This window comes from Gleimia coleocanis DSM 15436, from assembly GCF_000159015.1.
Lineage (GTDB): Bacteria > Actinomycetota > Actinomycetes > Actinomycetales > Actinomycetaceae > Gleimia > Gleimia coleocanis.
This window is the reverse complement of the sequence record NZ_DS999545.1, coordinates 37,852-52,623: the sequence shown is the minus strand read 5'-3', so window position 1 is coordinate 52,623 and position 14,772 is coordinate 37,852. Positions and strand designations below refer to the sequence as shown.

Genomic DNA, 14,772 nt, shown 5'->3' with positions numbered 1-14,772 from the left:
TCTTTTAGTGGAGCTAACGGGACTCGAACCCGTAACCCCCTGCTTGCAAAGCAGGTGCGCTACCAATTGCGCCATAGCCCCTATTCAGTTATTTGATTAACCGAAGCCTTTGGAAAACTCAGTCATGGTGGAGCTAACGGGACTCGAACCCGTAACCCCCTGCTTGCAAAGCAGGTGCGCTACCAATTGCGCCATAGCCCCAAAGGCTTGTTCCGTTTGATTTCTCTACTGGAACTGTGGGCCTAGCTGGACTCGAACCAGCGACCTCTTCCTTATCAGGGAAGCGCTCTAACCGACTGAGCTATAGGCCCTCCGTGCGTTTCGCACTATAAAAGTCTAACTGACTAAACCATAAAATACCAAATACACAAAAGTGAGGTACAGCACTATAGGTGTTTACGCAGTTAGCCCAAAGATTACTCGTCCATCAAAGTGACGCGCACGCCCCCCACCAGGGTTGCAACCAAGTTATAAATTAACGCAATCAACATGGAAAGCGCCGTCAGCAAGACAATATTTGCTACCCCCACCAAAGTTGCCATAGACATTACCTGCGGCAAATGTAGGTAGTTCAACAAACTTACGAATGAATCTGCTCCAATACGGGTGAGAAACTCTTCCACCGCACCGAAAACATGCATAGCATCAAGCATCAACCAAATGACTAACACCACAACATCTAGAATGATTGCTCCAGCTACAGAAAGCAAGAAACCGATTTTTGCAACGCTCCACAAATCCAAGCGCGCCACAGCCAAGGTTAGCTGACGTGGAACATCATCGCCAATACCTTCAACTTCCAAGGTCTTACCTAGCTTTGCCATTACTTACCCTCCTGCTCAGCAGCTTCTAATGCTGGAACTTCAGCGGTTTCAGGTCCAGATTCTTCGCTTTTATTTTCTGCCTCTTCAGCATCATCTAAACTAGTTTCCAAGTTGCGGGCAACAGCAATAATCCTGTCCCCTTCATTTGGTCGAGCGAAAGTAACGCCCTGGGTGGTGCGTCCGGTCCGAGAAATCTCTGCAACTGGAATACGGACAATGTTGCCTGATTCCATAATTACCAGCACTTCGTCTTCTTCGTGGACTTTTAGAGCTCCAACTAAGCCACCACGATCTTCAACTAAGTTAGCGACCTTAACACCTAAGCCACCACGACCACGCACCGGGTAAGTATCAATAGCAGAACGCTTTGCAAAACCGCCCTCGGTAACTACCAGCAGGTCAGAATCGTGTTCAATAACCTCCATGGTTAGCAATGCATCATCCTCACGGAAACGCATCCCGCGTACACCAGAAGTAGAACGACCCATCGGACGAACTGCCTCATCAGTACAGTTGAAACGCAGAGACTGTCCACCACATGAAACCAGAATCAGATCATCTTCAGCATTTACCAAAGCTGCAGAAACCAATTCATCCACCTGACCGTCTTCAGTTTCACGCAGATTGATAGCAATCAAACCACCTGAACGTGGAGAATTATAGTCAGCCAAAGCCGTCTTCTTTACCAAACCAGACTTCGTAGCCAACACCAGATACTGTGCCTGCTCGTAATCACGAATAGCTAGTACCTGTGAAATAGCTTCATCTGGTTGGAATGCCAACAGGTTAGCTACATGCTGACCACGGGAATCACGACCGCCCTCGGGAATCTCATATCCTTTCGCACGGTAAACACGACCCAGATTCGTGAAGAACAACAACCAGTGATGGGTTGTGGTTACGAAGAAGTGCTCTACAACGTCATCCTGACGCAACTTCGCTCCACGCACACCCTTACCACCACGGTGCTGTGCCTTGTAGTTATCCACGCGGGTACGCTTAGCGTAACCATCGCGAGTAATAGTAACAACTACTTCCTCTTCCGGAATCAAATCTTCATCCGTCATTTCGCCGTTGAAAGGCACAATTGCAGTACGACGTTCATCGCCGAAACGCTCTACGATTTCTGCCAGTTCTTCACCGACAATCGCACGCTGACGAGCAGGAGTTGCAATAATGTCTTCCAGGTCACGAACCTTTTCAACCAGTTGCGCATGCTCATCCAGAATCTTTTGACGTTCCAAAGCTGCCAGACGACGCAACTGCATTGCCAAAATAGCATCTGCCTGAACTTCATCAATCTTCAACAGATCCATCAAACCAACGCGAGCATCCTCTACCGTTGGGGAACGGCGGATTAAAGCAATCACTTCATCCAGTGCATCTAAAGCCTTCAGATAGCCTTCCAAAATGTGGAGGCGTTCCTTTGCTTTCTCCAAACGGAACTGAGTGCGGCGGATAATAACTTCAACCTGGTGCTTCACCCAATAATGGACAAAACCATCTAACGACAAGGTACGTGGCACACCATCGACCAGTGCCAGCATATTCGCTGGGAAGGAAGACTGTAGATCAGTTCGCTTATAGAGGTTGTTGAGAACTACCTTAGCTACAGCGTCGCGTTTAAGTACAATCACCAAACGCTGACCGGAACGATCAGAAGTTTCGTCACGAATATCAGCAATACCTGCCAATGCTCCATCTTTAACAAGCTGAGCAATTTTTAAAGCCAAGTTATCTGGGTTCACCTGGTATGGGAATTCGGTGACTACCAGGCACTGACGGTTCTGAATTTCTTCGATATTGACTACTGCGCGCTGAATAATAGAACCGCGACCGGTACGGTAGACCTGCTCAATCGCGGTCTTACCTAAAATTGTCGCACCTGTTGGGAAATCAGGACCTTTAACAATGCCAATAAGGGCGTTCAATAGCTCTTCACGGCTTGCTTCCGGATGGTCAAGATACCACTGGACACCTTCGGCTACTTCACGAAGGTTATGTGGTGGAATACGGGTAGCCATACCCACAGCAATACCTTCGGAACCATTCACCAGCAGGTTAGGAAAACGTGCTGGAAGTACTACTGGCTCCTGGTCACGACCATCGTAATTATCTACGAAATCAACGGTATTTTCGTCAATGTCGCGTACCATTTCCATGGCAAGTGGAGCCATTTTACATTCGGTGTAACGAGGTGCCGCTGGACCCAAGTTACCGGGAGAGCCGAAATTTCCCTGACCAGCAATCAATGGGTAACGCAAAGACCATGGTTGCACTAAACGTGCTAAGGCGTCATACACAGCAGTATCACCGTGTGGGTGGAACTTTGCCAATACGTCCCCAACGACACGCATACACTTATAAAAGCCTGCGTTTGGGCGGAAACCACCGTCGTACATTGCGTAAAGAATACGGCGGTGAACTGGCTTCAAGCCGTCTCTTACTTCCGGTAACGCACGTCCCACAATAACGGACATGGCGTATGCCAGATAGGAGTTCTGCATTTCTGCTTCAATGTCAACGTAGTTAATACGTCCAGCTTCAGCTTCAGCAGCTACCAAGGTAGTTTCCGCTACCTCTACGGTTGGGTTTTCTGGGTTCTTCTTATCTTCGCTCACGTTACTATCTATCTCTTCACATCAAGTCAGTTGCTTTTTGGCGTTATACGTCAAGGAAGCGAACGTCCTGGGCATTTCGTTGAATGAAGGAACGACGTGATTCAACATCGTCACCCATCAGGATTGAGAAGATTTCATCTGCTGTAGCAGCTTCGGCAATTTCAATCTTCTTGAGAGTACGCTTACTTGGATCCATAGTGGTTTCCCAAAGTTCCTGGGCGTTCATTTCACCTAGACCCTTGTAGCGTTGTACGCCACCTTCTTTTGGAAGTCGACGACCTTCGGCTTTGCCTTTTGCTAAGGCAGCGTCACGTTCTGCGTCTGAGTAGACGAATTCGTGTTGCGCGTTTGTCCACTTAAGGCGGTACAGTGGCGGCTGTGCCAAGTAAACATGGCCAGCTTCAACGATTGGACGCATGTAGCGGAATAACAGGGTCATCAACAATGTAGTGATGTGCTGACCATCAACGTCAGCATCTGCCATGAGAACGATTTTTCCGTAGCGGAGTTTGGAAATATCGAATTCGTCACCAATGCCAGTACCGAATGCAGAGATAAGAGCCCGGATTTCCTGGCTATCGAGAGCACGATCTAAACGGGCTTTTTCTACGTTGAGGATTTTACCTCGCAGTGGCAGGATTGCCTGGTGTTCAGGGTCGCGACCCATAACTGCGGAACCACCCGCAGAGTCACCTTCGACAATATAGATTTCGCACTTAGCTGCGTCACGTGATGAACAGTCACGTAGCTTGCCTGGCATGGAAGCAGATTCCAAGACTCCTTTTCGGCGAGTTGCTTCGCGTGCTTTACGGGCTGCTAGGCGCGCTTCCTGAGCTGAAAGAGCCTTAATAATGACAGCTTTAGCTTCAGCTGGGTGGGAGTCCAACCAGTCACCAAACTGAGAGTAAACTTGTTGCTGAACAAAGGTACGCGCTTCAGTGTTGCCAAGTTTTGTCTTTGTCTGACCTTCGAACTGTGGTTCGGTGAGTTTGACAGAGATTACTGCAGTAAGGCCTTCGCGAATATCGTCACCTGAGAGGTTGTCGTGCTTATCCTTGAGGATGCCTTTTTCGCGTGCGTACTTGTTAATTACTGAGGTCAGAGCTGCACGGAAACCTTCTTCGTGAGTACCGCCTTCAGTAGTAGAGATTGTGTTTGCGTAGGTGAAAACGGACTCTGAGTAGGCTTTAGTCCACTGCATTGCAATTTCAACTGAGAGGGCTTCTGCATCGTGTTCAAACGCAATGATGTCGTCGTGGATGGTTTCTGACTTCTTGGTGGAGTTAATAAACTTCACGTAGTCGTAAAGTCCCTGATCATATTGGTAGGTTACGGTCAGGGGTACTTTTACAGCATTTTCGTCTGTGTCTTCTCCGGCGATTTCGTCCCCATCATCAACTGCGGTGGCGCGTTCATCAGTGAGGGAGATACGTAATCCCTTATTCAGGAATGCCATCTGTTGGAAACGCTTACGTAGGGTTTCGAAAGAGAATTCTACGGTTTCAAAGATTTCTGGGTCGGGGTAGAAGGTTTGAGAGGTACCGGTTTCTTCGGTTTCTTCTCCGCGGACTAGTTCGGTGAGTGGTTTACCGCCGTTGCCGAAGGATTGACGCCAAACGTAGCCTTGGCGGCGAATTTCAGTATCTACACGCTTTGAGAGGGCGTTTACAACGGAAATGCCAACACCATGCAGACCACCTGATACTGCGTAGCCGCCACCGCCGAATTTACCGCCGGCATGCAAAATAGTCATTACAACTTCAACGGTTGGCTTTCCTTCGGTTGGGTGAATGTCTACAGGAATACCACGTCCGTTATCGACTACGGTTACGGCGCCGTCTTCGCGGATGGTCACTTCGATGTGGTCACAATAGCCTGCCAGGGCTTCGTCTACTGCATTGTCGACGACTTCATATACCAGGTGGTGCAGACCGCGTTCACCGGTTGATCCGATGTACATACCTGGTCGTTTACGGACTGCTTCCAGGCCTTCTAGGACAGTAATGTCGCTTGCACCGTATGAACTGGTGTCAGTTCCAGCGGTTTGTTCTTCAGCCAAGCTGGCCCCCTTATCCTACGGGGTGAACCTGCGTTCACATTCACTTACTTTTCGCTTTTTTCGAGGGCGAAAAATTGCACAATAATCCTTAATTATTCTACCATTTTCTAAGGAATTCTGATCCTCTGAAAACCGTTTATCCACGGTTTTTAGAAAGGTAGTTTGTGAATTTCAGATTTTTCCTGTGGATAACTTAGAAATAAACCAAGTTTTAAATACTAAAAGCCTTAAAAGTCAAGATTTTTTACCCTGTGGATAACTAACTTCAAAAGAGTAAATAAGAACTGTATTCCTCGCCACATTCTGCGTCTTTACCGCTGATTATCCCCAGAACGTCGCGCTGTAGCTTCGGGACCTAAAACAATCACTTGATTAACTACCCCATGACCTACAAATTTCATAATCTCTGCTTCTAAATGTGGAAGTAATAAACGAAATTGCGCTGCCCACACTTGAGAGGCTGTTCCTAAACGCAAAGTACCCGTTTTTTTATCAAAACTCTCTACCCAACAGTGTTGAGTATTTTCTGTTCCAATTACGTCCGCCCAGTTATCTCCCAGAGCAGCTAAACTTAAATTAGTTTTCCATCCATGGGCTACCACCATACGTTCCATAACTGTTTCCAGTTTCTTCGGACCCTGCTGGGGATTATATAAATCTGCCGAAGCTATTCCAGGTTGATTTTTCCATTTTAAAGATCCCAGATGGGAATCATCTAAGTCAGTTTTAGGTTCTTGTAATTCTGCTGCTGCGGGTTCTGCAGATTTTTTTGAACTACGTTTGATACTTGCTACGGTTGGGTAATGTCCTTGACTACGAGCAGCTCTCTGCTGGCGTTCTAATGCTCGTAAAACAAATTCTTCCGCAGAGCTCATAAACTTCCTCGCTCACACACTGATCCAGTGTCTTTTGCAAAATTTACACTCAGTACATCTGCTTCAATTTCAGTAGGAATATCCCCTGCCACCGCAGCAGTAATAATTACTTGTTCAGCTCCAGAAATAGCTTCAAGCAAAGCTTTACGACGCTTTCCATCAAGCTCTGAAAATACATCATCCAGAATTAAAATAGGGGTTTCAACTGCTCCTAAATAGTCTTCTGAACAAAGAATTTCAAAACATCCTAAGCGCAGCGCTAAAGCAACTGACCAACTTTCTCCGTGGGAGGCAAAACCTTTTACAGGAAGCTCATCTAGCCAAAGATCTAAATCATCTCGGTGAGGCCCTAATAAATTTACACCTCGTATTACTTCCGCAGAACGTAAGGATTCTAAAACCTGTTTCATTAATACTTGATAGGCTTCAATATCATCTGTAGCTAGCTTATTAACGTCAACTTCCCCACTGTACTCTGCAAGAGAATTTACATATTCTAACCTGAGTTCTTTTACGCCATTAGCCACAATTTTATGTGCTTCATTAGCGGGTTTAGTTAGCATTTTCAGTAATTTTAGACGTAAGGATATTAGCTGGCTGGCATAGTTAATCAAAGGTTGATCCCAAATTTCTAACATCGCGTAATCTGGTTTCATTCCCGCACGTAAACTTTTACCTAATTGTTTTAATAAGGAAGCTCTTTGTTTTAAAACTTTTTCATAGTCGGCTTTTACCACACCGTATGAGGGCCACAGTTGTGTTGCTATAGAGTCAAGGAAGTGTCGTCGCCCCGCGGGATCTCCTTTTACTAAGTTTAGATCTTCAGGTGCGAATACAATTACTTTAATTTCACCTAAGAGATCACGGGGTTTTGCAGGTGCACGATTTAAGCGCGCACGATTAGCTTTACCTTTAACAATTTCTATTTCTAAAATTCGTTCACGTTGCGCTTTATGTAATTTGGCGCGAATTACTGCAGCGGCAGGTGGATTTTCTCCATTTTGTGGATATCTCACGAGGGCGGTATCTGCATTAACTCGGTGTGACGATAAATGTGCTAAATAAGCAATTGCTTCAATTACGTTAGTTTTTCCTTGGCCGTTATAACCTAATAAAACAGTAATCCCAGGTTTTAGTTCAATGAGTGTTTCTTTATATGAGCGAAAATCATTTAACGCTAAATGCGAAACGTACATTATTAAAAACCTGGGATTAGTAAGTTTTTAGTAGTTTTAGACACCAAAACGAATTGGCATCAACAGGTAACGGAAGGCTAGATCATCTTCAGCCAGTGGTTCATTCTGTCCGGTTAGTACTGCAGGTTTAGCTGCATCAGTAAATGAGAACCGTACAAATTGCGTGTTTAATGCGGATAACCCGGCTTGTAAGTATTGAGGGTTGAAGGCAGTACGAATGTCTTCACCTTGAAGCTGAGCGTGAATAGTTTCATTTGCTTGTGCGTTATCATCTTGACCAGCTTCCAAAACTACTTGACCAGCTGAAAATCCTAGACGCACTGAAGTTTTTTGTTCTGCAACCAAAGAAACACGCTTTACTGCTTCAAGTAGTTCATTACGGTTTACTAAAGCTGTAGTTGCAGTGGTTTCTGGGAATAAACGACGTACTGGTGGGTATTCACCATCCATTAATGTAGAGGTAGTGTGGCGAGTACCCGCACGGAAACCAATTAGCGATTGTCCAGTTGTTTCAGTAGTTGAGAATGCAATTTCTACGCTTCCAGCAGAAGTCATAGATTTTGCTACATCATTAAGCGTTTTTGCTTTAACTAGCATTGAGGTAGAGATGCCTGGTTCAGCTGGTTCCCATTTGAAGGTACGCATTGCTAAACGATAACGGTCGGTAGCTAACAAAGTAATGGTATCGTCTTCGATTTCCATTCGAATACCAGTTAAAAGTGGAATGGTTTCGTCAGTTGCTGCTGCTACAGATACCTGAGTAATAGTTTGTGCAAAGAGTTGTGCGTCAATTTTACCCTTTACTTCTGGTACTGCTGGCAGTGTCGGATAATCTTCAACGTTCATTGTTGCTAGTGAGAAACGAGCTGATCCACAGGATACATTTAACTTTGATCCATCGAGGCTACATTCTACGTCTTTATTTGGTAAGGACTTTGAAATAGATGCTAGAAGACGGCCAGAAACGAGAATATCTCCGGGTTGTTCTACAGTTGCTTCTACCTCTGAATGTGCAGAAATTTCATAGTCAAATGAGGAAAGGCTAAGTGTACCGTTATCAGCTTTAATACGGATTCCAGCTAAAATTGGACTGGATGGGCGTGAAGGAACAGTCCGAGCAGTCCAAGTTACAGCTTCAGAAAGGACATCGCGCGCCACAGTGAACTTCACAGTCCGTCTCCGTTTCTAGTTTGAAAATAATAAAATACTAGCTGTTTAACTTTACGACATTTGCGTGTATTTATCTATCTGTTCGAAAAAATCTGTTAATAGAGATAGATTTTGCTGCAGGTAGTTGTGGATAGTTTTGTGCGCGAGTTTTGTAATTAATAATTTTTCGTCGTAGTCGTAGGGGCTGTTAATTCCGGGGATAAGTCGTTTTTTGCTAGTAGCTTGTGTGTTTTAGGTTGTGTATTGAATGTGTAAAAACTTGTGTGTTGTAAAAGGTGGGTGTGAAAAACGTAATTTTCACACCCACCTAATTCACAGATGCTATGTAGTTATAAAGAGGTTATGCACCGATTTTAAAACTTATCCACAGTTTTCTGTGTATAACTCTTAATTATCGCGAGCTTGACGCTTAATTCGGCTAGTCAGTTCAGTTACGTGATTATAGATTTCGCGTTTTAAGTTTATTTCTTTAGAAATCTTGCGATAAGCGTGCATCACAGTAGTATGGTCACGTCCACCGAAAGCCTGTCCAATTTTGGGTAGAGATAAATCAGTTAGTTCTCTACATAGGTACATAGCAATTTGACGAGCTTCCACTAATGTTTTTGTTCGATCTGCAGAACAGAGGTGTTCGATAGTTACATCCTGATAGTATTCAGCAATTTGGCCCATGATGAGTGAGATAGTAATTTCTGAGTCACCTGGATCAGAAATAATATCTTTTAGGACTACTTCTGCTAGAGAACGAGTTACTTCTTGTTTAGTTAAATTTGCGTATGCGGTAACACGAATTAAAGCACCCTCGAGTTCGCGAATGTTGGAGGAAATTCGTGATGCTATATATTCCAAAACCTCATTGTCTACATCTAGATTTTCGGCAATAGTTTTCTTACGTAAAATCGCGATACGAGTTTCTAATTCTGGTGGCTTAATATCTACAGTCAAACCCATTTCGAAGCGTGAACGTAAACGATCTTCCAAACCAGATAGCATTTTTGGTGGTACATCAGAGGTGATGATTACTTGTTTTTCAGCGTTATAGAGAGTGTTGAAGGTGTGGAAGAATTCTTCCACGGTTTGTTCTTTACCTTGGATGAACTGAATATCATCGATTAGTAGAATATCAATTTCACGGTAGCGACGTTGGAAGTCTTCGGCGCGGCCGGTACGAATGGAGTTAATAAAGTCGTTGGTGAATTCTTCTGAGGACACGTACCTGACTTTTAGATGTGGGGCAAGTTCAAGCGCGTAGTTACCAATAGCTTGAATCAAGTGGGTTTTACCCAGACCGGAATCACCGTAGATAAAGAGTGGATTATAGACTTTACCCGGTTGTTCGGCTGTTTGTGCAGCCGCTGCGTTTGCGAAACGGTTGGAGGAACCAATTACGAAGGTATCGAAAACGTATTTTGGATTCAGGCGGGAATCAAAAGCAACCGGAGTGGCTTCTGGGGCGCTTACGTTTGCGATTATTGATTCCGATTCGTGGGAGGCTTCTTCTTCGAGGGCGGTTTGTAAACGGCTTTCGAGTTCAGGGTCGATGGTAATTGCAATACGAACGTCACGTCCCATGGAGAAAGACAGCAGGGGGTTAAGCATGTTTTGACGAGTTTCGATGTAATTTTTAGCGAACTCATTTGGAACTGCTATTAGTATGGTTCCTTCAATGTCTCCTAATACTTGTGTTTGAGAAACAATTGATTTCAGGGCTGGTCCGGCGTCTTCGGGGTTGAGTGCGGAAACGGCTTTTTCCCAGGCTTCTTTGAGGCTGTAACCTTCCACTGTTTTTCTCCTGCATTTACTAACGTGAGTTTAGACACGTAGCTTTAGAATTTATTGGCAAATACTCTTAATATTTTTACACTAAAAAATCGAAGTTATCCACATCCTGGGGATAATTCTGTGGATAAGAGGATAAATAACTACATGAATGTAGTTATCAGTATTTATAAGCTAATTCTCGATGTATACAGCCTTGGGAAAAGTGGAAAAAATTGTGGATAAATTTTTCGAATTCACAGACTAGTCCACATCCTGTGAATACTTTTAAAACCGTTAGAAACACGCAGTATCCCTGGCGTTTCACATTGACTATAAAGCCCGCTGGCACTAAAGTTTTTATTCGTATGTGTGTATTTTTTACACACTGAGACCATTATTCGTTTAAAACGAATTTCAGACAGTGGGTATAACCCCTCGGGGAAATACCCTCCCTACTAGGAGGAAAATCGTGTCTAAGCGCACTTTCCAGCCAAACAACCGTCGTCGGTCCAAGACCCACGGCTTCCGTCTACGTATGCGTACCCGCGCTGGCCGAGCAATCATTGCTAACCGCCGTCGTAAGGGCCGCGCAAAGCTCTCTGCCTGAGTGTTATCACCTGATAACCGCCTAAAGGAGCCCGACCTTTTCCGCTTGGCAATGCGTCGTGGCGTCCACGCAGGCAACCATGCGCTGGTAGCGCACGCAGTAACCGGCGAGGATTTCCCAAAAGAATCCCTCGTCGGTTTCGTCGTACCTAAGAAGGTATTTAAGCGTGCGAACCAGCGCAATTTAGCGAAACGACGCCTCCGCCACCTAATGCGCGACCGCGTGGAACAACTACCCGCTCATACGCTACTAGTAATCCGCGTGCTACCCGGGGCACAGACGGCAGATTATTCCGAATTACAACACAGTCTAGATAAAGCCCTTACCCGCGTCATCGCTAAACTCAACCCCGAGTCTTTAGAACCAATCCAGCCATTAGAAGTCAATTAGCATGAACATTTTGACGAAACTACTGACTGCTCCCATCCGGTTCTACCAACTCTACATTTCCCCAGCATTCCCACCCCGCTGCCGCTACTATCCCAGCTGTTCAACCTACGCAGTTGAAGCCATCAAAGTCCATGGACCTATAAAAGGCTTAATTTTGGGAACCTATCGGTTGCTTCGTTGCAACCCCTGGTCCCTTGGAGGTGTGGATCATGTGCCCGACGTGGGAAAATGGAAACCAAAGCCGTATGTACGGCCCACCGATGAAGACGTGGACACTACGTCCACCGACGAATAAGGAGCTTGCCCGTGTGGTTTGATACTCTGCTCTATCCGTTTAAGTGGTTTGTTGCCGTGATTATGGTCGGTATCCACAAGATGCTAGTCATGCTTGGCATGAACGACGGACCAGGTTTCGCCTGGGTACTGTCCATCATCGGCTTAACCATGATTGTACGTACCCTCTTGATTCCACTGTTCTTTAGGCAGATTAAAGCCGCCCGCGGCATGCAACTTGTACAGCCTGAACTAAAGAAACTTCAGGAAAAGTACAAGGACCGTAAGGACCAGGCAAGCAAGCAGAAGATGAGCGAAGAAATGATGGCGCTCTACCGTGAACACGGTACTTCACCATTCGCTTCCTGTATGCCAATCCTCATGCAGATGCCAATTTTCTTCGCACTCTTCCGCGTATTGGCATCGACTGCCACCCTCGCTGAAGGCAAGTATCCAGGTGGCTCTATTGGTCCACTGAATGAAAAGCTTGCACAGGATATTGAAGACTCCAACCTCTTTGGTGCCTTCCTATCTGACACTTTCGTAACCGCATCAGGTTCCGCTCGCGTAGTTCTCGTTGTTTTGATTCTGCTCATGATGGGCTCTCAGTTCTTCACTATGCGTCAGCTAACCATGAAGAACATGCCGGAATCCGCTAAGGATCCAAACAACCCAATGATGCGCTCCCAGATCATCATGATGTACCTGATGCCACTCATGATTGGCGCCTCCGGCTTCTACTTCCAAACCGGTGTACTGGTTTACTGGTTTACCACCAACATGTGGACCATGGGTCAGCAGTTCTGGACCATCGAACGCATGCCAACCATGGGTTCCGAATCCTACACTAAGCTTCTCAACAAGCGCCGCAACGCCTACACCGAAGCAATCCGACCACTCTTCGAAGAATACGACACTGCAGTACGCGCCCTCGGAAGCGGAGAATCCCAGCGCAAACAGGAACTTGCCGACCAACTGCTTTCCAAGCTCAAGTCCAAGGTAAGCAAGTTCAAGGTACCTACCAAGTTCCCCGAAACAGTACCAGCAGACCGTCAGATTGCCGCCTACCGCGAACTCGCCTTCTCTGAATGGCAGGTAATCCCAGACGAACACTGGGTAAAGCGTTTCATCCCACGCCCAACCTCTAGCGAAACCCGCGTGCAGCCACAGCGACTGACTAAGGCACAGCGTCAAGCTAATGCAGAAGCATCCGAAAACGCTCCGTCCAAGGCAGAAAAGCTAGCTCAAGAAGTAGCTGCAAAGTCTGCAGAAGAACTTGAAAAAGCGCGTGAAGCACGCCGTGCTGCAAAGCGTGCCGCTAAGAAGAAAAACTAAGTTTAAACCCGAATAACTCCCCAAGTTAGTGAGATAAAAATGGCTGAAGAAACCAACAAAGACCGTGTTGCCCAGCTCGTTGAAGAAGGCGACATTGCAGCTGACTACCTGGAAGAATTCCTGGACATTGTAAACCTCGGTGGCGATATTGTCCTCGACGTTGAAAATGACCGCGCTCTGGTAGACATCGTTGAAGAAGATGGTGCTGGTGACCTCGAACGCCTGGTTGGCGAAGATGGTCGCGTTCTTGACGCGCTGCAAGAACTTACCCGTCTGGCAGTACAAGCTCGTACCGGCGACCGTTCCCGCCTGATGCTTGATATCGCTGGCTTCCGCGCTGACCGTCGTCGCGAACTCACCGAGATCGCTGAAGAAGCTATCATTCGCGTACGTACCTACGGCGAACCAGTAATGCTCGAATCCATGAACCCATTCGAACGTAAGGTCTGCCACGACGTTATAGCCGCAGCTGGTTTGGCATCTGAATCCGAGGGTCTGGAACCAAACCGTTGCGTAGTTGTCCTTCCAGAGGTTGTTGATTCTGCAGCTGCTGGCCTGGATGTAGATCTTGAAGACGACTTCGAAGACCAGGAGTGAGCCTCGGTGACGGACGTTAACAACGCCCAACTTCCGGCAGAAACCGTGGTAGTTGAGGAACCGAATCAGGCCGCGATTGAACTTTTCGACCTTTCATATTCCGCTATGTCGCACTTTGCGCAGATGCTGGTTGACGAGGGCGAATTGCGCGGTCTAATTGGTCCGCGAGAACTACCTCGGTTGTGGTCACGCCATCTGGTTAATAGTGCTGCGATTGTAGAGTTCATTCCTCAGCGTGCCCAGATGCTCGATGTTGGTTCAGGCGCTGGTTTCCCAGGAATGGTGGCGGCCATTATGCGTCCCGATGTGGATGTGCATTTAGTTGAGCCAATGCTACGTCGTGTGGAGTGGCTAGAGGATGTTGTTGCTGAGCTGGGTTTGGATAACGTTACCGTCCACCACAAGCGTGCTGAAGAGCTACACGGGCAGGGTAAGGCTGACGTAGTCACTTCCCGCGCTGTGGCTAACCTAAAGAAACTCATGCCTATCTGCATGCCTCTGGTGCGTTCTGGAGGCTCTCTGGTGGCTCTGAAGGGTCGTAAGGCAGCTGATGAGGTTGCAGAGGCGCAGAGACTGTTTAAGAAGTTCCATGTCGCTAAAGCGGTAGTGCATGAGGTTTCTTCCGTGATGGAAGACGAATCCACTATGGTTGTGGAAATTAAAACCTTCCGACGCTAACTTGTTTTTCTGTAACTAATGTCCCCGCAGTTTTAGTACTGCGGGGATATTTTGTAACTACACGGCAGTTGGTGTTGCCGTGCGACAGGATAGTTTTTGATTACCTGAGCGTAGCAGTCAATAATCACCACTTATGGTGCGATGCAAGTACCGAATAGCGAAAAGGCACGCGCGAACGCTTGTTCCAGCGCAGGAACAATATGGGTACTTCTTTCCTCGCGCTTAAGTGACGGAAAGGGCGGCTAGGTGCGCTGGGTAGGCGAATTAGTTTAAGCGTGAAGTGTAGCCTTTTGCCCGGTGAGCAGATCAATATACTCAAGTGGAGTGCGTAGCGCTGTGTCAGGTGGTCTGTGGACGCGTTTAAGAGGGGGAGTGCTGGGTCCGGC

Annotated in this window: 13 protein-coding genes and 3 tRNA genes; 6 read left to right on the top strand and 10 right to left on the bottom strand. The window is 46.5% G+C overall.

Annotated elements, in window-relative coordinates; translation table 11 throughout:
• Window positions 1-8: 8 nt before the first annotated feature.
• The 10 genes from HMPREF0044_RS05065 to dnaA all read right to left on the bottom strand — a co-directional run bounded on the left by HMPREF0044_RS05065 (window position 9) and on the right by dnaA (window position 10,527).
• Window positions 9-81 (bottom strand) — tRNA-Ala (locus HMPREF0044_RS05065).
• 44 nt (window positions 82-125) lie between these two features.
• Window positions 126-201, bottom strand: a tRNA-Ala gene (locus HMPREF0044_RS05060).
• Window positions 202-237: 36 nt separating this feature from the next.
• Window positions 238-311, bottom strand: a tRNA-Ile gene (locus tag HMPREF0044_RS05055).
• Window positions 312-416: 105 nt separating this feature from the next.
• Window positions 417-824 carry a DUF3566 domain-containing protein gene (locus HMPREF0044_RS05050; protein ID WP_006547046.1) on the bottom strand — a complete coding sequence of 136 codons (408 nt, stop codon included), beginning with the start codon at window positions 822-824 and terminating at the stop codon, window positions 417-419.
• Window positions 824-3,388: a DNA gyrase subunit A gene (gyrA, locus tag HMPREF0044_RS05045; RefSeq protein WP_050754381.1), complete on the bottom strand. Its 2,565-nt coding sequence runs from the start codon at window positions 3,386-3,388 to the stop codon at window positions 824-826. Before gyrA ends, HMPREF0044_RS05050 begins: the two co-directional genes overlap by 1 nt.
• Window positions 3,389-3,488: 100 nt before the next feature.
• Window positions 3,489-5,504 carry a DNA topoisomerase (ATP-hydrolyzing) subunit B gene (gene gyrB, locus HMPREF0044_RS05040; RefSeq protein ID WP_006547044.1) on the bottom strand — a complete coding sequence of 672 codons (2,016 nt, stop codon included), beginning with the start codon at window positions 5,502-5,504 and terminating at the stop codon, window positions 3,489-3,491.
• Between the two features lie 311 nt (window positions 5,505-5,815).
• A complete protein-coding gene (locus HMPREF0044_RS05035; RefSeq protein WP_006547043.1) occupies window positions 5,816-6,379 on the bottom strand; it encodes a DciA family protein in 564 nt (187 codons plus the stop codon).
• The gene (gene recF, locus HMPREF0044_RS05030) at window positions 6,376-7,575 is read right to left on the bottom strand and encodes a DNA replication/repair protein RecF (RefSeq protein WP_006547042.1); all 1,200 of its coding nucleotides are present in this window, start codon (window positions 7,573-7,575) and stop codon (window positions 6,376-6,378) included. Before recF ends, HMPREF0044_RS05035 begins: the two co-directional genes overlap by 4 nt.
• 36 nt (window positions 7,576-7,611) lie before the next feature.
• Complete coding sequence (gene dnaN / locus HMPREF0044_RS05025) at window positions 7,612-8,745, bottom strand: DNA polymerase III subunit beta (RefSeq protein WP_040313036.1); 1,134 nt, start codon at window positions 8,743-8,745, stop codon at window positions 7,612-7,614.
• 387 nt (window positions 8,746-9,132) lie between these two features.
• Window positions 9,133-10,527, bottom strand: a complete 1,395-nt coding sequence (gene dnaA, locus HMPREF0044_RS05020; RefSeq protein WP_006547040.1) for a chromosomal replication initiator protein DnaA — start codon at window positions 10,525-10,527, stop codon at window positions 9,133-9,135.
• A 448-nt stretch (window positions 10,528-10,975) separates the two neighbouring features.
• Between dnaA and rpmH the strand changes: the two genes are divergently transcribed.
• Genes rpmH through rsmG form a run of 6 tightly spaced genes read left to right on the top strand, consistent with a single transcriptional unit; the run spans window position 10,976 to window position 14,386 of the window.
• On the top strand, window positions 10,976-11,113 hold the full coding sequence (gene rpmH / locus HMPREF0044_RS05015; protein ID WP_006547039.1) for a 50S ribosomal protein L34: 138 nt from the start codon (window positions 10,976-10,978) through the stop codon (window positions 11,111-11,113).
• Window positions 11,114-11,503: a ribonuclease P protein component gene (gene rnpA / locus HMPREF0044_RS05010; protein WP_040313035.1), complete on the top strand. Its 390-nt coding sequence runs from the start codon at window positions 11,114-11,116 to the stop codon at window positions 11,501-11,503.
• A gap of 1 nt (window position 11,504) precedes the next feature.
• On the top strand, window positions 11,505-11,798 hold the full coding sequence (gene yidD, locus HMPREF0044_RS08085) for a membrane protein insertion efficiency factor YidD (protein ID WP_006547037.1): 294 nt from the start codon (window positions 11,505-11,507) through the stop codon (window positions 11,796-11,798).
• Between the two features lie 11 nt (window positions 11,799-11,809).
• On the top strand, window positions 11,810-13,111 hold the full coding sequence (gene yidC / locus HMPREF0044_RS05005) for a membrane protein insertase YidC (RefSeq protein WP_006547036.1): 1,302 nt from the start codon (window positions 11,810-11,812) through the stop codon (window positions 13,109-13,111).
• A gap of 39 nt (window positions 13,112-13,150) precedes the next feature.
• Entirely contained in the window at window positions 13,151-13,708 is a 558-nt protein-coding gene (locus HMPREF0044_RS05000) for a Jag family protein (protein ID WP_006547035.1), read from the top strand.
• A gap of 6 nt (window positions 13,709-13,714) precedes the next feature.
• The gene (rsmG, locus tag HMPREF0044_RS04995) at window positions 13,715-14,386 is read left to right on the top strand and encodes a 16S rRNA (guanine(527)-N(7))-methyltransferase RsmG (RefSeq protein WP_006547034.1); all 672 of its coding nucleotides are present in this window, start codon (window positions 13,715-13,717) and stop codon (window positions 14,384-14,386) included.
• The last annotated feature ends 386 nt before the right edge of the window (window positions 14,387-14,772 follow it).

Coding starts and splice junctions, on each gene's coding strand:
- yidD (WP_006547037.1), top strand. CDS start 11,505: ATGAACATTTTGACGAAACTACTGACTGCTCCCATCCGGTTCTACCAA.
- HMPREF0044_RS05035 (WP_006547043.1), bottom strand. CDS start 6,379: ATGAGCTCTGCGGAAGAATTTGTTTTACGAGCATTAGAACGCCAGCAG.
- HMPREF0044_RS05000 (WP_006547035.1), top strand. CDS start 13,151: ATGGCTGAAGAAACCAACAAAGACCGTGTTGCCCAGCTCGTTGAAGAA.
- recF (WP_006547042.1), bottom strand. CDS start 7,575: ATGTACGTTTCGCATTTAGCGTTAAATGATTTTCGCTCATATAAAGAA.
- HMPREF0044_RS05050 (WP_006547046.1), bottom strand. CDS start 824: ATGGCAAAGCTAGGTAAGACCTTGGAAGTTGAAGGTATTGGCGATGAT.